Here is a 14,762-nt window from a genome sequence, read left to right on the forward strand (position 1 = left end):
CCTATTCCGCCGCCTTGGGCATGGGGTCGGCGCCGCGGCGGCGCTGACCCAGCCAGCCCGTCAGATCGCGCGCCAGCCCGGCCAGGCCGCGGGGCATGTAAAGAACCACCAGGACGAAGATCAGACCGATGATCAGCTTCCAGGCCTCCTTGAAGACCTCGGTTTCGCTCACCGTCGCCTCGATCGTGTTGATCAGGATCGCGCCGAGGCATGCCCCGATCAGGGAATTGCGCCCGCCGACCGCGGCCCAGACCACCATCGAGATCGAGAAGGTGATATCCATGAAGCTGGGCGAGGCGAATTCGGCGGCAACCACGTAGAGCATGCCGGCAAACCCGGCGATCCCGGCGGAGACGGTGAAGAAGAACACCTGAAACGCAGCCACGTCATAGCCGAGATAGCGCGCCCGCGTCGGATCGTCCCGGGTCGACTGCAGGATCAGCCCGGCGCGGGTCGAGACCAGCCAGCGCGCCAGCAGCAGCACCAGGCAGAGAGAACCGGCGACGACGTAATAGGTCTGCACCATGTAGGGGTCGAATTCGAAGCCGCCGATGGTCAGCCAACCGAGATCGGTCAGCCCGTTGAACCCGTTGGTCACCGGCTGCGCATCGATGATCAAGAGCCGCACCAGCAGCACCAGCGCCAGCGTGATGATGGCGACATAGACGCCCGACACCCGCAGCCGGAAGATCGAGGAAGACAGGATGAAGGCGACGATCAGCGGCAGGACGATGGCCATGGCCAGGCCGAACCACTGGTGCTGGAACGGGATCCACAGAAACGAGCCCTTGTTGATACAACAGAGATCAGTCATCGCGCCCGGCTCGGCATTCCACAGCATGAAGTCCGGCACCGGCTTGTCCGAGCCCTGCTGCAGGCTGGTACTGCTCATCAGCTTGAGCGACATCGCCGTCATGTAGGCGCCGAGGCCGAAGAACAGCCCCTGTCCAAGGTTGAGGATGCCGGCGTAGCCCCAGGACAGGGCGATGGCGATGCCCAGCATGCCGTAGACCAGATATTTGGCGATCCGGTTCAGCCAGAAGACATCATCCATCAGCATCGGCAGGCCGAGGACAACCGCGATGAACAGGGCATAGATGCCCCAGTCGGCGATGCGGTTCAGGCGGTTCGGGGTCGCGGAGGACGCGGTCGTGTCGGACATGGGTTACCTCGACTTGAACGAGAACAGCCCGCGCGGGCGCCACAGGATCAGCGCGATGACCACGCCGAAGACCACGGCCCGCGCAAGGATGTCATTGGTGAGGATGGCGAAGACGCCGTTGATCTGCCCCAGCACCGCCGCCGAGAGCAAAGTGCCCAGCAGGCTGCCGACACCGCCGACCACGACGACGAGGAAACCGTCGATAACCACGGCAGCGCCCATCTCGGGCATCACCGTCTTGAACCCCGCCAGCAGCACACCGGCGACACCGGCCAGACCGGAGCCATAGGCGAAGGTCAGCGCCGAGACGCGGCGCACGTCGATGCCACAGGCGGCGGCGATCTGCGGGTTGCGCATGATGGCGCGCACCTGCACCCCCGTCGGTGTACGGTACATCAGCCACCAGGTCAGCGCGGTCAGCGCCAGCGTCACCACGATGATGAAGCTGCGATAGGGCTGGATGGTGATCCCGGCGATATCGAAGGGCTGGGTCAGGAACCCCGGGACGGTCATGTTCTGCAGCCCCGGCCCCAGCCCCTCGACATGGATCCCGAGAAAGCTGAGCCCGAATTCCAGCCGCACCAGTTGCTGCAACAGGATCGCCACGCCCCAGGTCGCCAGCAGCGTGTCGATGATCCGGCCATAGAGCCTTCGGATCACCAGCCGCTCGATCACCAACCCGGCCAGGCCGGAGGTGACGAAGGCCAGCGGCAGCGCGAAAAACAGATTGAGATTGAGGTGCAGCCCGGCCAGCACGGCGGTGTAGGCACCGATCATGACCAGTTCGCCATGGGCCATGTTGATCACGCCCATCGCCCCGTAGGTGATCGACAGGCCGAGCGCGATCAGCAACAGGATCGACGACAGCGAAAGTCCGATGAAGATGATGTCCGACATGAAGGCTCTCCGCCTTGTTCAGGCGGGCACCGGGCGTTGCGGCCCGGCACCCGGGTCGCGTTACAGCTTGCTGGAATCAAGCCCCTTGGCGGTGCAGAAGAGGTTCTCTGCCGTCTCGCCATAGGCGACGTAGGGCAGCGGCTCGACCGGCGCCTTGTATTCGTCGATGATGGTGCCCTGCCCGTCCGCGCCCCATTGCGCGATGCGCGGGGTCAGATAGGTGTGCAGGTTCTCCGGATCGACCGTCACCGTGCCGTTGGCGGCCTCGAAGACCTGGCCCCTGACGCCCTCTCGCACGGCGTCGGCCTTGGTCGATTTCGCTTTCTCCACCGCCTGTTTCCAGAGGTAGACCTGGAAATAGCTGCTCTCCAGCGCGTGGTGGGTCACCGCCTTGGGATCGTTGACGTATTTCCGATAGCGCTCGATGAAGGCATGGTTGCGGTCGGTGTCGATCGCCTGGAAATAGGGGAAGGAGGTGAAGCTGCCCTGGGCAAATTCGGCGCCCATCGCGGCGATCTCGATCTCCGAGGTCACGGTGGCGCAGATCGGCAGCTTGTCGTGGGTCAGGCCCTGGTTCTTGAACTCGCGATAAAAGGCGACGACCGAGTCGCCGACGACGTTGGACAGCACCACATCACAGCCGCTGTCCTTGATCTTCTTGACCATCGCACCCCATTCGGAATGGCCGAGTTCGAGATATTCGTCGGCGATCCATTCGCCGCCATGCTGCTCGATCAGGATTTTCGAGACCTTGGCCATCTCACGCGGGTAGATGTAGTTCGAGCCAACGATGAAGAACTTCTTCTTGCCCAGCGTGTTGATGATCCAGGGGATGAAGTTCGACAGCTGCTGGTTCGGAACCGCGCCGGTGTAGACCACGTTCTTCGAACACTCGAAGCCCTCGTAATAGGTCGGGTAGAAATACAGGCTGTTGCGCTTTTCGAAGACCGGCAGCACCGCCTTGCGGCTGGCCGAGGTATAGGACCCGAAGACGGTCTGCATCCGGTCGCGGATGACCAGTTTGGAGGCCTTCTCGTTATAGGTCTTCGGGTCGGATGCCCCGTCCTCCATGATCGGGTTGATCATCATGCCGTCGACGCCGCCGCTGGCATTGATCTCTTCGATCGCCATCATGGTGGCATCGGCGAGCGACTTCTCGATGATCGACAGACCGCCGGTCAGCGAGAAGAGCACGCCGACATCGATGCTGCTGGCCGCCTGCGCGGCGCCGGCATAAAGACCCGGGCCCAGCGCGGCGGCGGCACCGAAGGCCGAGGACTGCTTGAGGAAATTGCGGCGACTGGTCGTCATGGGGAAACCTCCAGATTGGATTGGCTGTTGGACTGTCGGCACGGGAATGCCCCCGTGGCCGGTGTGTATTTTGATTATTGGGTGTGTGACCGATGGTTCGGATGCCCGGGCGGAGCGGTCAGAAGACCGAAGCGCGCGGGCTGGAGGCCACTGCGCGGGCGCAGGGCCGGATGGCTGCGTTGCCGTTCGGGGCCGCCCCGAGGGGCGAGGCAGCCCGACCCCGGAGGGGTGAGCGACCCTGACGCATCCTTGCGTCAGTCCGAAATAGAAAAAGCCCGCCGAGGCACGATAGGTGCCTAGAGCGGGCTTTCTTTGCCGAGCCTAGCAGACGCCATTGTCAGCTTGGCTGATTCGACTATACATCACCCGGGCGTGATGACAACAGTTCGTTTGCGTTGATGATCGCGACCGCCATTTCCTCGATCGAAATCCGCTTGACCATCGCCTGGGCGCGGATCGTGCCATAGGCCTCGCGCTCGGAAATCTGGTGCATTTCCATGAGGATAGACTTCGCCTTGGCGATTTTCTTCTGGCCAGAGACCTTCTTTTCCAGCTTGCCGATCTTGTCCTGCAGGTCGGCAGACTGCAGCCAGTTCGAACGCGCGACCACCAGATTGGTCAGCATCCCGAAGGTGCGCACCGGCTTGGAGATGACCGAGAAAACACCGATGTCCAGCACCAGTTCGATCATCGCCGGGTTCTCGTAGCTGACCACGCCCAGCACCGTCGGGCCGGGTTTCTCTGAGCGTCGCAGCATGTTCCGCAGCGCCTCATGGGTTTCGAAGAAGACACCGGCGAAAATGACATCGGTGCCCGCCGGCAGGGCCTTGGCCGGGGGCCACATCAGCTCCGCCCGGCAGCCGATCCGTTTGAGCTGGTCCATCAGGGCCTTGCCATCGCTGTCCGGCGGGTGGACCACCACCACGGTCAGATCACGCAGATCCTTGAGCCGGAGCCGTGGCATCAGACCGTGCCTCCCCCTTTGGCGACGCGGGAAGCACTCATCTCGAACTCGTCATCATACTCGATCAGGTAGGGATCGGGTTTGACCTGGGCCGATGCCTCGCGGACGATCTCGAACCGGCCGCTTTCACCGACCACCGCAACCCGGGGCCAGAGATAGGTGTGATGGGTGCTCTCCTCCACCTGGACCGGCCCTTGCGGCGCCTCGAAACTGAAGGTCGGCAGCACCCGCAACAGACTTTCGCGGTCCGTGGCGCCAGAGCGGCGCACCGCCTCTGCAAAGAGATGAACCTGAAAATAGGCCGCCTCCGTCCCGGCGGAGATCGGCATATCGGCTCCGAAGCGCTCTCTGTAGGCGGTGGTGAACCGGCGATTCGCCTCGGTTTCCAGCACGCTGAAATAGGGCGCGGCCGTGACATTTCCGATGGAAGCGTCCTTGCCCACCGCCAGCAGCTCCGGCTCTCCCGAAGTCAGGCTCGCGATCGGGTATTTCGTCCGGTCGAATCCGGCCCGGTCATAGGCCTGGTAGAACTTGACCGAGCCCTCACCGACGACGGTCGAGAAAATCACCATCGGCCCGCCCGCCTTGATCCGCTCCATCACCCGGTCGATGTCATCGTCATGCGGCCGCAACGGGATATAGACCTCGTCGACGACCTTCGCCCCGCGATGATGCAGCAGGTCGCGCATGATCCGGTTGGATTCATAGGGAAACACGTAGTTCGAACCGACGAAGAAATACCGCAGGCCGTAGGTCTCGGTCAGATAATCGGCCAGCCAGCGCGAATTCTGGTTCGGCGCGGCCCCGGAATAGACGCAGCAGCTGGAAAACTCGAACCCCTCGTAAAGGGTTGGGTAAAAAAGCAATTTGCGCCGCTGCTCGACCACCGGCAGCACCGCTTTGCGGGTCGAGGACATGTAGCAGCCGAAAATCGTCGCGACGCCGGCGTCGAGCAGCCTTTCCGCCTCGGTGCGGAATTTCACCGCGTCCGAGGCCGGATCACTGTCCTCGATCAGCAACTCGCGCCCGTCGATGCCGCCCGCCCGGTTCACCTCGTCCACCGCCAACATCGCAGCCTGACGCTGGGTGCGCTCGATCACCGAGGTGACGCCGGTCTGGGAAAAGAGGAGGCCGATTGTGACCGGCTCGTTCAGAGAAGCCATAAAACTGGTTCCATTGCTTGTTCACAGCCACCGCACAGCGGAGGCTCAATGTTACCGGTCACAGGTATCATGCATAGCAAATGAGAAACTGCCGGGCAAGCGACCGCGGAAACGACCGGTACGCGACGTGCTTGAGGGCAATTACCTACCCCGCACCGGAAGGACAGGCAATTTCAAAACGCGAATCAAAACATTTGCAATTATTTCCGAATCACGCCAACGTCGGCTGCGTCGCGTTCAACGATGAGCGCGTTTTCGGCAAGGAAAGCCTCTTACACAGCCCCTTATTCGGCGGCTGGTAAGGGGCTTTTCTTATTTCTAATGGGCGTTTTTCGCCCTGCAGGGGGATTCCAACCAGAGAAACCTGACCACCTGAAGCGCACGAACCCCGGCTAGGCCCAAATCACCGGCCACGACCCCCGGCGACCCAATGTCGCCACACCGGCCAGCCACCCGACCACGATTCCCGTCGCCACCCGCAACGGTCTTCTGCCCGCCTGCCCTCCCGGCAGGCGACCCATCGACTCGTGCCGCTTCCAAGAAACCGGAACTCCCGCAACCCAACAGCGAGGTACATCATGTCCACCACGGAAAAGCATCTTGAGCCGGAAGGGCTCGAACATCTCGAAGAAGAAGTCGATCACGCGCTCGGCGAGGAATACGAACACGAACCGGTGCCGGCCAAGGCGCGGCGCAGCATGTTCTCGATCACCATGGTCTGGATGGGCTTCCCGATGATCATCACCGGGGCGATGACCGGCTCGATCCTCGTGCTCGGCATGGGATTTGCCTCAGCCCTCAAGGCGATGATCATCGGTAACCTGATCATGCTGGTCTATGTCGGCCTGCTGGGGCAGCTGGGCGCCCGCAAGGGTCTGAATTTCGCCCTGCTCGCCAGCATCGTCTTCGGCCGCAAGGGCTATGTCTTCGCCTCCGGCCTGCTGTCGACACTGCTGTTGGGCTGGTACGCGGTCCAGACCGGGATCACCGGCGCGCTGGTCAGTTCGACCTACGGGCTGAACTATGTCGTGATGACGATGATTGCCGGTGCCCTATACATCGGGATCACCTTCGTCGGCGTGAAGGGGTTGCACATCATCGGCACCATCTCGGTGCCGCTCTTCGTCATCCTCGGTCTCTGGGTCGCCGGCGATGCCGCCGCCACCTCCGGCTGGGACGCGATCATGGCCTATCCGGGCAACAACGGCGTCGCCACGATGTCGATGGGGGTCGGCCTGACCGTCGTCATCGCCCTGTTCATCGACGCCGGCACCGTGACCGCCGACTTCAACCGCTGGGCTGCCGACGAGAAGAGCTCCTGGGTCGCCACCTTCAGCGCCTTTCCCTTCGCCAACCTCGTCGCCATGCTGGTCGGCGGCGTGATGACTGCCGCGCTGGCCGTGCCGGATGCCAACCCCTTCGGCACCGACAACATGTTCGGCTACATGAACGCCCAGCAGATGACCTGGCTCAGCGTGCTGGCCTTCCTGTTCCTCTATGTGAACCTCGGCTCGGTCTGCGCCCACTGCCTGTATAACGCCGCCACCGGCTGGTCGCGTATCCTGCACAGCCACATGCGGCTGTTCGCGATCATCCTCGGCGCCATCGGCATCGTCATCGCCGCGACCAACGTCTGGGCCTTCTTCATCGAATGGCTGTCGCTGCTGGGGATCCTGGTGCCGCCGATCGGGGCCATCATCCTGGTCGACCAGTATCTGGTGCGGAAGGGTTCGGAAATCGAGGCCGACTGGCGCGGCACCGCCTTCCTGGCCTGGGCCTGCGGTTCGCTCGTCGCTTTCATCGTCGAGTGGTATCTGCCGCATTTTTCGACGGCAATCTCGGCTGGTCTCGTCGGCGGCATCGCCTACTATGTGCTGAGTTCCGTGATGAGTATACGCGCGACCGCCTGACCCGTCCCCCACAAAGCTCGGAACGGCGCGGCTTTTCATGCGCCGTTCCTCTTATCCCGGAGAACCTTAAATGACACTCGACTACGAAATCTTCGACCTTGGCACCTACACGTTCCAGTGCGGCCTTTCGGTGCCGGACTGCAAGCTGGCCTACAAGACCTTCGGCACGCTGAACGAGGGCAAGGACAATGTGATCGTCTACCCGACCTGGTATTCGGGTCAGCACTACGACAACGAATGGCTGATCGGCCCGGGCATGGCGCTCGACCCCGAAAAATATTTCATCATCATCCCGAACATGTTCGGCAACGGCCTGTCCTCCTCGCCGTCGAACACCCCCGAGCCCTACAACGCCGATCGCTTCCCGAATGTCACCGCCTATGACAACGTCGTGGCCCAGCACCGGCTGCTGACCGAGAAATTCGGCATCACCAAGATCCGCATGGTCACCGGCTGGTCGATGGGCGCGCTGCAGACCTTCCACTGGGGCGCCCTGTTCCCCGACATGATGGACCTGATCGCGCCGTTCTGCGGGTCGGCGAAATGCTCGCGTCACAACTATGTCTTCCTCGAAGGGGTCAAGGCCGCGCTGCGCGCCGATGCCGCCTGGGAAAACGGCCGCTACACCAGCAAACCCGAAAAGGGCCTGCGCGCGGTCGGCCGCGTCTATGCCGGCTGGGGCCTGTCGCAGACCTTCTACCGCGAGGAACTCGACCTCAAGGCGCTCGGCTACGCCTCGCTGGAGGATTTCCTGATCGGCTTCTGGGAAGGCTTCTTCCTGCCCAAGGATGCCAACAACCTGCTGACGATGGCCTGGACCTGGCAGCATGGCGATATCAGCGACAATGAGCTCTATAACGGCGACTTCAAGGCGGCGCTGGCGGCGATCAAGGCCAAGGCCTATGTCATGCCCGGCCAGACCGACCTGTATTTCCCGCCCGAAGACAGCCAGAATGAGGTCGCCAACATGCCCGATGCCGAGTTTGTGCCGGTGCCCTCGATCTGGGGCCATTTCGCCGGCGGCCCCGGCACCAACCCCGAAGACGTGAAGTTCATCGACGACAAGCTCAAGGAGCTGCTGGCCTCCTGACCCCGGAGACCGGCCCTGCACAGGATCGGAGAAGGCGGCGCCCGGCGTCGCCTTTTTCACGCCCGGGGGAACAGGCCGCTGTCGCGCCCCCCCTCCGACCCCGGTCAGAACCCCCGTTCGAAGGGGCCCGTAGCCCGCGCATAGGTCGGGATCGGCACTTCGACATCGATCCCCGCCTCCCTTGCGGCGCGGATCGGCCAGAACGGATCGCGCAGCAAGGCGCGGCCCATCATCACCAGATCGGCCTGCCCGCTCGACAGGATGAACTCCGCCAGGTCGATCGAGGCGATCGACCCGGTGGCGCCCATCGGCAAGCCGGTCGCCGCTTTGATCCGGGTGGCATAGGGCGTCTGGTAGCCGGGATAGACCGGCCCCTCATAGCCCGGAAGGATATTGCCGGTCTGCACGTCGATCAGGTCGACACCGCGGGCCTTCAGCTCCGCCGCGAGCGTCAGCGCCTCCTCCGGCGTCACCCCGTTTGTTCCGAAATCCGACGCCACGATGCGATAGAACAGCGGCATGTCCTCCGGGATCACGGAGCGGACCGCCTCGACCACTTCCAGCGGCAGCCGCATGCGGTTCTCCAGCGACCCTCCGTAAGCGTCGTCACGGGTATTCGATACCGGCGCCAGGAATTCGTGCAGCAGATATCCGTTGGCGGCATGCAGCTCCACCGCGTCAAACCCCGCCTCGACCGCGCGGCACGCGGCGCTGCGGTAATTGGCAATGATGCTGGCGATATCCTCCGCCGTCGCAGCCCGGGGTGTCCCCAGCGTGTTGTCATAGGCGATGGCCGAGGGCGCGATGGCGGTCTCGGTGATATGCGACTTGCGCCCGGCATGGGCCAGTTGCGCAAAGATGCGGGTGTCGCAGCTGTGCACGAAACCGGTGAGCCTTTTCAGCGCCTCGGCCTGAGCATCGTTCCAGAGCCCCAGATCATTAGCGCTGATCCGCCCGCGCGGCTCGATTGCGATGACCTCGGTCCCGATCATACCGGCACCGCCAAGCGCGCGGGCCGCATAATGGGCATATATAAAGTCGTTGATCATGCCGTCGTCCTGGCCGCGGTACATCAACATTGGGGACATGACGATCCGGTTCTTGATCGTCATGCCGCGCAACGTGAAAGGCGAAAAAACCGTGCTGGCCATGGGGCGTCTCCTGATCTGCTGGCACCTGAGACCCACCTGGGGTCCCTGTGAACCGGATGTGGCATTCGCTACGGGACCCGGGGCCCCTTCCCGCCCAGTATCCCGCAAGCCGCGTCCGGCCGCTGTCATCCGCACAGGTGACCGGCCGGCCCTGTCACATTATCCGGTTGGCGATCGGGAAGGTCTGACTATATGGCTTGGATGCGCCAAGTTTCCGACGCCCGGCACCGGTTCCCACCGGCGATCATTCAACATGCTGTCTGGCTCTACTTCCGGTTTGCGCTGAGCGATCGCGACGTCGAGGACTTGCTGGCCGAACGGAGCATCGACGTGTCCTGTGAGACCGTTCGGCGATGGGTGCTGAAGTTCGGCCGCATCTACGCCCAGCAGATTCGCCGTCGCCGTCGCCGGCCACGGCCGTCGGATCGGTGGCACCTGGATGAAGTCTTTCTCAAGATCGGCGGAAAGATTGTCTATCTCTGGCGCGCCGTCGACGACGAGGGCGAGGTGCTCGACATCCTGGTTCAATCGAAGCGGGACAAGAAGGCGGCGCTGAAATTGTTACGGAAATGCTGAAACGACAAGGCTATGTCCCTGCTGCGATCGTGACGGACCGGCTTAGAGCCTACGGCGCTGCCCTGCGTGAGTTGGACTTGGCCGATCGGCATGTGGACCGGCGGGCGGTCGAACAATCGAGCAGAGGTTTCGCATCAGCCCACCCGGCGCCGCGAGCGGCAGCAAATTCGGTTCACGTCGCCCGGATCGGCACAGCGCCTCCTCTCTTCCCACGCCGCCATCGCCAACCATTTCAACGTCCAACGCCATATGATTTCCCGCCGAACGATGAAGACCCTTCGCGCCAGAACATCGGCCGATTTGAATAATATCAGATGCTTAGGTGGATGGCGGGGAGACAGGGATTCGAACCCTGGGAACGCTCTCACGCTCAACGGTTTTCAAGACCGCCGCATTCGACCACTCTGCCACCTCCCCGGCGCTTCGCCGGTGTAGGACGGGCATTGCAGGCAGGCAAGGGCAAAACCGGGGAATTCTTGCCGACCGGGGCGCGCCGCGCTTTCCATGCCGCGAGGGGGACGTTATGATCCGGCCAATCGCCGCAGGGTATCGCGCGCCGGACCGGGAGTTGGGGCTGCCGGCAGGCCAAACGGAACGGCAGACCGTTTCGATGCCGGGCGGGACAGGACCGGGTCAACCGGCTGGGGCAAAGGCAGAGGGCAGACGCGCCAGGGGGCACGCCGACCCGACGCCGACAGGCAAGGAACGGGAAGATGACGCGAGTATTTGGTAGTCCGGGGCGTCCTGCGCACCTCGTCGGGCGACGGTTGCGGCTGGCCACGCTTCTGGGCGCTGCCATGCTGCTGGCGGCCTGCGAAGATGGCGTGCAGATGCCCGGTTTCATGAAATCCTCAGCCAAGAGCGAAACCGGCGCCCCGGCGCAGAGTTCCCGCACCAAGCTGGTGGCCCGCGATGTCGAAGCGCCGGAGGTCTTCCAGGTGACCGAAACCGGGCTTTGGGACGGACGGCCGTCGCTGGGCGGCGTCTGGGTCGCCCACCCCGATGTGGTCGATCCCGAACGGGTGATCATCCGCAACACCGAGAATGGTAAATTCGTCATCGGCGCCCTGTTCCGTCGCGAACGCGCCATCCCCGGGCCCCGCATCCAGGCCTCCTCCGACGCGGCAGAGGCCTTGGGAATGCTCGCCGGCGCGCCGGTGGAGCTGAACGTCACCGCGCTTCGCCGCGAGACGCTCGATCCGCCGCCGGAAGAGACCACCGTGGCCGAAGCGCCCGAGGCGGTCGAGGAAACCGCGCTCGCCCCCGTTGCCGGGGCAGCCGCCGCCATCGATGCGCCGCCCCCCGCCGCTCAGGCCGAACCGGCCGCCAAACCTGCAGCGACGCCGCCCGCCAAGGCCTCGTCGCTGCGCAAACCCTATGTCCAGATCGGGATCTTCAGCGTCAAGGCCAACGCCGAACGCACTGCCACGCAGATGCGCGGTGCCGGCATGATCCCCACGGTTCTGGAACAGGAGCTGAACGGCAAGCAGTTCTGGCGTGTGGTCGTCGGCCCCGCGCGGACTAAATCGGAACTCAACGCCCTCCTGAAACAAGTGAAGGAAACCGGATTCTCGGATGCCTATGCCGTTTCGAACTGACCAAAGCCGCCGCCGCGCCCTGCGGCTCGGTGTGCTGACCTTCTCCGCCCTGCTCTGGGCGCTGCCGGCCTCGGCCTTCGACACCCGGGCGCGCGCCGCCTATGTGCTGGACCAGACCACCGGCACCGTCCTGATGTCGAAGAACGCGGATGAGCCGATCCCGCCGGCCTCCATGTCCAAGCTGATGACGCTCTATGTCGCCTTCGAGGCGTTGCGCGACGGCCGGCTGACCCTGGATGAACGGCTGCCGGTGTCGGAACACGCGATGAGCTACGGCGGCTCGACCATGTTCCTCGACACCACCGACCGCGTGCGGGTCGAGGATCTGCTGCAGGGCATCATCGTGCTCTCGGGCAACGACGCCTGCGCCGTGATCGCCGAGGCGCTGAGCCCGGATGGCACCGAAGCCGGTTTCGCCCGCTACATGACCCAACGGGCGCGGCAGCTGGGCATGCAGCATTCGACCTTCTCCAACTCGAACGGCTGGCCGGCGGCGGGGCACCTGATGTCGGTCCACGATCTGGCGATCCTGGCACAGCACATCATCAGCGATTTCCCGCAATATTATCCGCTGTTCTCCGAGACGCATTTCGATTTCGATGGCCGGGCACCGTCGAACACGCAGAACCGCAACCCGCTGCTGCGGCTGGGGATCGGGGCCGACGGGCTGAAGACCGGCCACACCGAGGAGGCCGGCTATGGCCTGGTCGGATCGGCGAAACAGGGCGACCGCCGGGTGATCTTCGTGATCTCCGGTCTGGGCAGCAAAGAGGCGCGGGCCGATGAGGCCGAAGCGATCGTTAACTGGTCGTTTCGCCAATTTGCCGAAAAAACCCTCCTCCGCGCCGAAACGCCCATCGCCCGCGCCCGCGTCTGGATGGGACGCGAGCCGGAGGTAGGCCTGGTGCCCGAAGAGGATATCACCGCGCTGCTGCCGGTGCTGGCCTCGAACGACGTGCAGGCCGAAGTCGTCTACACCGGGCCGGTGCATGCGCCGGTGACCAAGGGCCAGAAACTGGCGGAGCTGGTGTTCAAACCCGAGGGCATGGGCGAGCTGCGCTTTCCCCTGGTGGCGGAACGCAACGTGCCCAGCGGCGGCTTCCTGGTGCGGGTGCAGACCGCAGCCCGGGTGCTGCTGACGCGGCTCGCCAAGGGTCCTGAGGGGGCGATGTGACCGCCGGCGGATGTTTCATCACCTTCGAGGGGATCGACGGCTCCGGCAAATCCACCCAGGCCCGCCTGCTGGCCGAGGCGATGCGCGGGCGCGGCCATGACGTGGTGCTGACGCGGGAGCCCGGCGGCTCCCCCGGGGCGGAGGAGATCCGCAGCCTGGTGCTGGAGGGCGATCCCGATCGCTGGTCGGCGGAAACCGAAATCCTGCTGTTCACCGCCGCCCGGCGCGATCACCTGGAACGCACAATCGAGCCGGCGCTGGCCGCCGGCAAGCTGATCATCAGCGACCGTTTCGCCGACAGCACCCGGATGTATCAGGGGCTGTCGCGCGGCGATCTGCGGGCGCTGGTCGATCAGCTGCACCGGCTGATGATCGGTCGCGAACCCGACCTGACGGTGCTGATCGACCTCGACCCCGACACCGGCCTGTCGCGCGCCAAGGGCCGTCAGGGCCATGAGGAACGGTTCGAGGATTTCGGCATCGATCTGCAGCGCCGCATGCGCGCCGGCTTCCTCGCCCTGGCCGAGGAATTCCCCGACCGGTTCCGCGTCATCGACGGCAACCAGAGTCTGGAGGCGGTCACCGCCGATGTCCTCGCCACCGTCGAGGCCGCGCTGGCATGAGCGAGACCGCCCCCGCCCCGGATCAAGTCCCCGGCGCCCCGCATCCGCGCGAAACCCCGCGGCTCTTCGGGCAGGAGGCCGCCGAACAGGCGTTTCTGACCGCCTATGCCTCGGGCCGGCTGCACCACGGCTGGCTGCTCACCGGTCCGCGCGGTGTCGGCAAGGCGACTCTGGCCTGGCGTATCGCCCGCTTCCTGCTGGCCACCCCGCCGCAGGAGGACGACGGGCTGTTCGGCGCGCCGCCGCCGCCGCAAAGCCTGGACATCGACCCTGACCACCCGGTTTCGCACCGGCTGCTGGCCGGCTCCGATCCCGGGCTGATCGCCATCACCCGCAGCGTCAACGAAAAGACCGGCCGGCTGCGCGACGAGATCGTGGTGGACGATGTCCGCGCGCTCAACCGTTTCTTCGGGCTCAGCGCCGCCGAGGGCGGCCGCCGGGTGGTGATCGTCGATTGCGCCGACGACATGAACGTGAACGCCGCCAATGCGCTGCTGAAGATGTTGGAGGAGCCGCCGGCGCGCACCACGCTGCTGCTGATCTCGCACCGCCCCTCAGGGTTGCTGCCAACCATCCGCTCGCGCTGCCGCACACTGCGGCTGACGCCGCTGGCCGCCGGGGACATGGCCGCCGCGCTGGCACAGGCCGGCGCGCCGATGCCGGCGAATACCGATCACCTGGCCGCACTCGCCGCCGGCTCGGTGGGCGCCGCGTTGCGGCTCACCGCGCTCGGCGGGCTGGAGATCTATGACGAGCTGATCGGCCTGCTGGGCAGCCTGCCCCGGCTAGACCGGCCGCGCGCCCTGGCGCTGGCCGAAGCCGCCGCGCAACGTGGCGCCACCGACCGCTTCGACCTGCTGCTCGATCTCGTCGACACCGCTATGGCGCGGCTGGCGCGCACCGGCGCCACCGGCACCCCGCCGGTCCCCGCCGCCGCCGCGCAGGAACCCGAAACCCTGCTGCGGCTGGCGCCCGATGCCTATCGCGCACGCGCCTGGGCCGATGCCGCGGCAGAGATCACCGCCCGCAGCCGCCACGGCAAGGCGGTCAATCTTGACCCCGCCGCCCTAGTCCTAGATATGGTCTTCAAGATGCAGAAGACCGCCGCGGGCTGACCCCCGCCAGACGCTGACGGAAGCCCGC

Annotated in this window: 12 protein-coding genes, 1 tRNA gene and 1 pseudogene; 7 read left to right on the top strand and 7 right to left on the bottom strand. The window is 64.8% G+C overall.

Annotation, left to right across the window (positions count from 1 at the left end; all coding sequences use genetic code 11):
• Window position 1: 1 nt before the first annotated feature.
• The 5 genes from urtC to QO033_RS10225 form a co-directional block, all read right to left on the bottom strand.
• Window positions 2–1,162, bottom strand: a complete 1,161-nt coding sequence (gene urtC, locus QO033_RS10205) for an urea ABC transporter permease subunit UrtC (RefSeq protein ID WP_284480862.1) — start codon at window positions 1,160–1,162, stop codon at window positions 2–4.
• Between the two features lie 3 nt (window positions 1,163–1,165).
• Window positions 1,166–2,059 (bottom strand): urea ABC transporter permease subunit UrtB, encoded by an 894-nt coding sequence (gene urtB, locus QO033_RS10210; RefSeq protein ID WP_284480863.1) that lies wholly within the window; start codon window positions 2,057–2,059, stop codon window positions 1,166–1,168.
• A gap of 60 nt (window positions 2,060–2,119) precedes the next feature.
• Window positions 2,120–3,370, bottom strand: a complete 1,251-nt coding sequence (locus QO033_RS10215; RefSeq protein ID WP_284480864.1) for a transporter substrate-binding domain-containing protein — start codon at window positions 3,368–3,370, stop codon at window positions 2,120–2,122.
• Between the two features lie 355 nt (window positions 3,371–3,725).
• Window positions 3,726–4,334 (bottom strand): ANTAR domain-containing response regulator, encoded by a 609-nt coding sequence (locus QO033_RS10220; protein WP_284480865.1) that lies wholly within the window; start codon window positions 4,332–4,334, stop codon window positions 3,726–3,728.
• Window positions 4,334–5,497, bottom strand: coding sequence for a transporter substrate-binding domain-containing protein (locus QO033_RS10225; RefSeq protein WP_284480866.1), 1,164 nt, complete (start codon window positions 5,495–5,497; stop codon window positions 4,334–4,336). The genes QO033_RS10220 and QO033_RS10225 overlap by 1 nt, the downstream gene beginning before the upstream one ends.
• Window positions 5,498–6,075: 578 nt before the next feature.
• On the opposite strand from QO033_RS10225, the gene QO033_RS10230 reads away from it, so the two are divergent.
• Together QO033_RS10230 and QO033_RS10235 are read left to right on the top strand one after the other, a co-directional pair.
• Window positions 6,076–7,407, top strand: a complete 1,332-nt coding sequence (locus tag QO033_RS10230; protein ID WP_284480867.1) for a purine-cytosine permease family protein — start codon at window positions 6,076–6,078, stop codon at window positions 7,405–7,407.
• 70 nt (window positions 7,408–7,477) lie between these two features.
• A complete protein-coding gene (locus QO033_RS10235; protein ID WP_284480868.1) occupies window positions 7,478–8,497 on the top strand; it encodes an alpha/beta fold hydrolase in 1,020 nt (339 codons plus the stop codon).
• Window positions 8,498–8,601: 104 nt separating this feature from the next.
• On the opposite strand, the gene QO033_RS10240 is transcribed toward QO033_RS10235, so the two are convergent.
• Window positions 8,602–9,648: an NADH:flavin oxidoreductase/NADH oxidase gene (locus QO033_RS10240; RefSeq protein WP_284480869.1), complete on the bottom strand. Its 1,047-nt coding sequence runs from the start codon at window positions 9,646–9,648 to the stop codon at window positions 8,602–8,604.
• 201 nt (window positions 9,649–9,849) lie between these two features.
• Here QO033_RS10240 and QO033_RS10245 point away from each other — a divergent pair.
• A pseudogene (locus tag QO033_RS10245) lies at window positions 9,850–10,521 on the top strand (IS6 family transposase); the annotation flags it as partial.
• A 30-nt stretch (window positions 10,522–10,551) separates the two neighbouring features.
• Here the strand turns inward: QO033_RS10245 and QO033_RS10250 are convergent.
• Window positions 10,552–10,641 (bottom strand) — tRNA-Ser (locus QO033_RS10250).
• A gap of 296 nt (window positions 10,642–10,937) precedes the next feature.
• On the opposite strand from QO033_RS10250, the gene QO033_RS10255 reads away from it, so the two are divergent.
• From QO033_RS10255 to QO033_RS10270, 4 genes are read left to right on the top strand one after another with little or no spacing between them, the layout of a single operon-like run.
• Window positions 10,938–11,822 (top strand): SPOR domain-containing protein, encoded by an 885-nt coding sequence (locus QO033_RS10255; RefSeq protein WP_407682109.1) that lies wholly within the window; start codon window positions 10,938–10,940, stop codon window positions 11,820–11,822.
• Window positions 11,806–12,996: a D-alanyl-D-alanine carboxypeptidase family protein gene (locus tag QO033_RS10260; protein ID WP_284480870.1), complete on the top strand. Its 1,191-nt coding sequence runs from the start codon at window positions 11,806–11,808 to the stop codon at window positions 12,994–12,996. Before QO033_RS10255 ends, QO033_RS10260 begins: the two co-directional genes overlap by 17 nt.
• Window positions 12,993–13,619, top strand: coding sequence for a dTMP kinase (gene tmk, locus QO033_RS10265; protein WP_284480871.1), 627 nt, complete (start codon window positions 12,993–12,995; stop codon window positions 13,617–13,619). Before QO033_RS10260 ends, tmk begins: the two co-directional genes overlap by 4 nt.
• Window positions 13,616–14,734, top strand: a complete 1,119-nt coding sequence (locus tag QO033_RS10270) for a DNA polymerase III subunit delta' (protein ID WP_284480872.1) — start codon at window positions 13,616–13,618, stop codon at window positions 14,732–14,734. Before tmk ends, QO033_RS10270 begins: the two co-directional genes overlap by 4 nt.
• Window positions 14,735–14,762 lie beyond the last annotated feature (28 nt).

The organism is Pseudodonghicola flavimaris (genome assembly GCF_030164425.1).
Taxonomy (GTDB): domain Bacteria; phylum Pseudomonadota; class Alphaproteobacteria; order Rhodobacterales; family Rhodobacteraceae; genus Pseudodonghicola; species Pseudodonghicola flavimaris.